General features: G+C 69.5%; 5 protein-coding genes. 3 read left to right on the top strand and 2 right to left on the bottom strand.

The window, feature by feature from the left end; translation table 11 throughout:
- Nucleotides 1-63 precede the first annotated feature (63 nt).
- Together yjgA and mog are read left to right on the top strand one after the other, a co-directional pair.
- Nucleotides 64-606, top strand: a complete 543-nt coding sequence (gene yjgA, locus AC1D01_RS23785; RefSeq protein WP_477870722.1) for a ribosome biogenesis factor YjgA — start codon at nt 64-66, stop codon at nt 604-606.
- Complete coding sequence (mog, locus tag AC1D01_RS23790) at nt 596-1,204, top strand: molybdopterin adenylyltransferase (RefSeq protein ID WP_477870724.1); 609 nt, start codon at nt 596-598, stop codon at nt 1,202-1,204. The genes yjgA and mog overlap by 11 nt, the downstream gene beginning before the upstream one ends.
- Here the strand turns inward: mog and cysE are convergent.
- Together cysE and AC1D01_RS23800 are read right to left on the bottom strand one after the other, a co-directional pair.
- On the bottom strand, nt 1,197-1,961 hold the full coding sequence (cysE, locus tag AC1D01_RS23795; protein ID WP_477870726.1) for a serine O-acetyltransferase: 765 nt from the start codon (nt 1,959-1,961) through the stop codon (nt 1,197-1,199). The genes mog and cysE overlap by 8 nt on opposite strands.
- Nucleotides 1,962-2,041: 80 nt before the next feature.
- A complete protein-coding gene (locus AC1D01_RS23800) occupies nt 2,042-2,761 on the bottom strand; it encodes an RNA methyltransferase (protein ID WP_477870728.1) in 720 nt (239 codons plus the stop codon).
- 117 nt (nt 2,762-2,878) lie between these two features.
- On the opposite strand from AC1D01_RS23800, the gene AC1D01_RS23805 reads away from it, so the two are divergent.
- Entirely contained in the window at nt 2,879-3,850 is a 972-nt protein-coding gene (locus tag AC1D01_RS23805; RefSeq protein WP_477870730.1) for an inositol monophosphatase family protein, read from the top strand.
- Nucleotides 3,851-4,024 lie beyond the last annotated feature (174 nt).

The following is a 4,024-nucleotide window of genomic DNA, read 5'->3' on the forward strand; positions in this document are numbered from 1 at the left end:
CCGACGCCCTTGCCCGTGCAGCCCTCGTTTCCCCTCATGGCCCCTCGAACTCCCAAGAATCACGTGCCCGACCCTGTCGCCTCCGAAGAGGGCGACGACGACTTCGACGGCCCCAGCAAGACGCAGCTGAAGAAGGAGATGCACGAATTGCAGACGCTGGGCGAGGCCTTCGCGGCGCTGCCCGAGAGCCGCATCGTCGGCCTGCCGATCTCCGAGACGCTGATCGGCGCGGTGATGGAATACCGCCGCACCCGCTCGCACGAGGGGCGGCGGCGCCAGATGCAATACATCGGCAAGCTGATGCGGCGCGACGATGTCGGGCCGATCCGCGAGGCGGTCACCGCGATGCAGCTCGGCCAGGCCAAGGATTCGCTGGCGCTGCACGAAGCCGAACGCTGGCGCGCCGAGCTGATCGCGAGCGACGACGCGCTGACCACCTGGATGCAGAAGCACCCGGGCGGCGACGTGCAGCAATTGCGCAGCCTGATCCGCGCGGCGCGCAAGGATGCCGCGATGGCACCCGAGCAGCGCAGCGGGCGGGCCTACCGCGAGCTGTTCCAGTTCATCAAGGCGCTGACGCTGGCGGACGACCACGATGGCGAATGAGACCTCCGCCGCGCCGCTCGACACGGTGCGCATCGGCCTGGTGTCGATCAGCGACCGGGCCTCGAGCGGCGCCTATGAGGACAAGGGCCTGCCCGCGCTGCAGGCCTGGCTGGGCCGCGCGCTGCGCAACCCGGTCGAGTGGGAGACGCGGCTGGTCCCCGACGAGCAGGCGCGGATCAGCGCGGCCCTGGTGGAGCTGGTGGACGCCCGCGGGTGCCACCTGGTGCTGACCACCGGCGGCACCGGCCCGTCGCCGCGCGACGTGACGCCGGAAGCGACGCTGGCGGTGGCCGACCGCGAGATGCCCGGCTTCGGCGAGCAGATGCGCCAGATCAGCCTGCGCTTCGTGCCCACCGCGATCCTGTCGCGGCAGGTCGCGGTGCTGCGCGGCAAGGCGCTGATCATCAACCTGCCGGGCCAGCCGAAGTCGATCGCCGAGACGCTGGAGGGCCTGCCGAACGCACAGCCGCCGGCACCGGGGATCTTCGCGGCGGTGCCGTACTGCATCGACCTGATCGGCGGGCCGTACCTCGAGACGGACGAGAGCGTGTGCCGCTCGTTCCGCCCGAAGTCGGCGCAGCGGCCACCGGCTACTTGACCAGCCGGTTCATCCGCTCCGCGTCGAAGTGCTCGGCCTTCTGCGCATCGGCCGGCACGCAGTCGTCCTTCGCCGGTGACAGCTTCTCGATCGCCGCCCACAGCAGCGCGATCTGGTGCTCGTGGCCGGCGGCGTTGTCGATCAGGCCCTTCATCGCCTGCGACACCGGGTCGTCGCCCTGCGTGACGCCGTAGGCCGAGAAACCCTTCTTGTCGCCCGGTTCGGCCTGCGACGGATCGTCCTTCGCGAGGATGATGCGCGCCGGGTTGCCGACCGCGGTCGCACCGGCCGGCACCGGCTTCGTGACGACCGCGTTCGATCCGACACGCGCGCCCTCGCCGACCGTGAACCCGCCGAGCAAGCAGGCATTCGCGCCGATGATCACGCCGCGCCCGAGCGTCGGGTGCCGCTTGGCGCCCTTCACCAGCGAGGTGCCGCCGAGCGTCACGCCCTGGTAGATCGTGCATTCGTCGCCGATCTCGGCCATCTCGCCGATCACGACGCCCATGCCGTGGTCGATGAAGACGCGCCGGCCGATCGTCGCGCCGGGGTGGATCTCGATGCCGGAGAAGAAGCGCGCGACGTGCGAGATGAAGCGCGCCGGCCAGTGCCAGCCGTGCGTCCAGCAGGCGTGCGACCAGCGGTGCATCAGCAGCGCGTGCAGGCCCGGGTAACAGGTGAGGACCTCCCAGGTGCTGCGCGCGGCGGGGTCGCGCTCGAGGATGCAGGCGATGTCTTCTCGGAGGCGGTCGAACATGGGGGGTGGGGTGAGACCGGGGCAGGTCAGTTTATCTGGCAGCTTGAAAGTCCATGGCCGTCAGGGGCAAGCGGCGGCCTTCACGGGCGCCGCTGGATGGCGCGTGCGATGCCGCGCAGGATGTGCACCTCTTCCGCGCTGAGCGCCGCCCGGTTCAGCAGCTGGTTCAGCCGCGGCATCAGCTTCTTCGGTGCGGCCGGGTCGAGGAAGCCGATGTCGGCGAGCGCCTGCTGCCAGTGCGCGAGCAGGCCCTGCACCTGGGCGCCGTCGGCGAGCGTCGCATCCGGCACGCGCGGCACCACGTCGAAGCCGCCGAGCGCCTGGCGCCAGTCGTAGGCCAGCAGTTGCACCGCCTGCGCGAGGTTCAGCGAGCCGTACTCGGGATGGGTCGGGATGCTGATGCAGGCATGGCAGCGGTAGACGTCGTCGTTGGCCATGCCGAAGCGCTCGGAGCCGAACACGAAGGCGACGCGGTGCTCGCTGCCGGCCAGTTCGGCGAACAGCGGCCGCGGCGCGTGCGTCGCCGGGCCGAAATCGCGCGGCGTCATCGCGGTGGCGCAGGCGTAGCTGATGCCGTCGAGCGCCTCGGCGAGGCTGCCCACCACGCGGGCGCGCACCAGGATGTCGGCGGCGCCGCTGGCCATCGCGACGGTGTCCTCGTGCACCAGCGCATCGGCAAAGCGCGGCGCCACCAGCACCAGGTCGCTGAAGCCCATCGTCTTCATCGCGCGCGCGGTGGCGCCGATGTTGCCGTAGTGGCTGGTGTTGAGCAGGATGAAACGGGTGCTGTCGGTGGACATCGGTGGCTCGGGGATTTCCCCAGGGACGAACGGCTAAAATCCGCGATTATCCGCAGCACCCCGCGTGCTGACCGCTCTTTCTCACCTCCGTCTGCCTCTCACCCTTCAGGGCGCCTCATGTCGCAAGCACTGCATCCCATGCTCAACGTGGCCATCAAGGCCGCACGCGCCGCCGGCGCGATCATCAACCGGGCGTCGCTCGACCTCGACCTGCTGAAGGTGAACACCAAGTCGCCCAACGACTTCGTGACCGAGGTGGACCAGCTGGCCGAGCAGGCCATCATCGAGACGCTGCTGACGGCCTACCCCGGCCACGGCATCCTGGCCGAGGAATCCGGCCGCGCGCACGGCGCGAAGAACAGCGAATACGTCTGGATCATCGATCCGCTGGACGGCACCACCAACTTCATCCACGGCTTCCCGGTCTATGCGGTGTCGATCGCGCTCGCCTACCGCGACCAGATCCAGCAGGCCGTGGTGTACGACCCGACGCGCAACGACCTGTTCTATGCCTCGAAGGGCCGCGGCGCGTTCCTGAACGACAAGCGGCTGCGCGTGTCCAAGCGCACGCGCATGCAGGATTCGCTGATCGGCACCGGCTTCCCGTTCCGCAAGGGCGACAACTTCAAGCGCTACGTGAAGATGTTCGAGGAAGTGATGCAGAACTGCGCCGGCCTGCGCCGCCCGGGCGCCGCGGCGCTCGACCTGTGCTACGTGGCCGCCGGCTTCTACGACGGCTTCTTCGAGACCGGCCTGAACCCCTGGGACATCGCCGCCGGCTCGCTGATGATCACCGAGGCGGGCGGACTGATCGGCAACTTCACCGGCGAATCCGACTTCATGTACCAGCGCGAGGTGGTCGCCGGCAACCCGAAGATCTACGGGCAGATGGTCGGGATCCTGGCGCCGTACACGCGGGTGATCAAGGCGGATGACACCGCCGCGGCGGCGGTGGCGGTGGCGTTGGCGGCAGACGGAGTGCCCGAGCATGCGCTGACACCCGAATCGGCGCTGGCTGCGACGGCGAAGCCGGCCGAGCCGGAGAAGAAGAAGGCCGTGCGGATTCGCAAGGCCGATCTGAAGGGCTGATCGGCAGTCAATCCCAGCCGGTCCACTTGGCGGTGGACCGGCTCGACTCCACCGTCTTCTCCATGAACTTGACGCCCCGCGCCCCGTCTTCGAGCGTCGGGAAGTCCCCTTCCAGCGCCCCGAGCGAGCGCCCCTCCTCCTTCGCGAGGATCGCCTCGGCGACGCCCAGGTAGA

It is taken from the genome of Rhizobacter sp. P3_B12 (genome assembly GCF_056402895.1).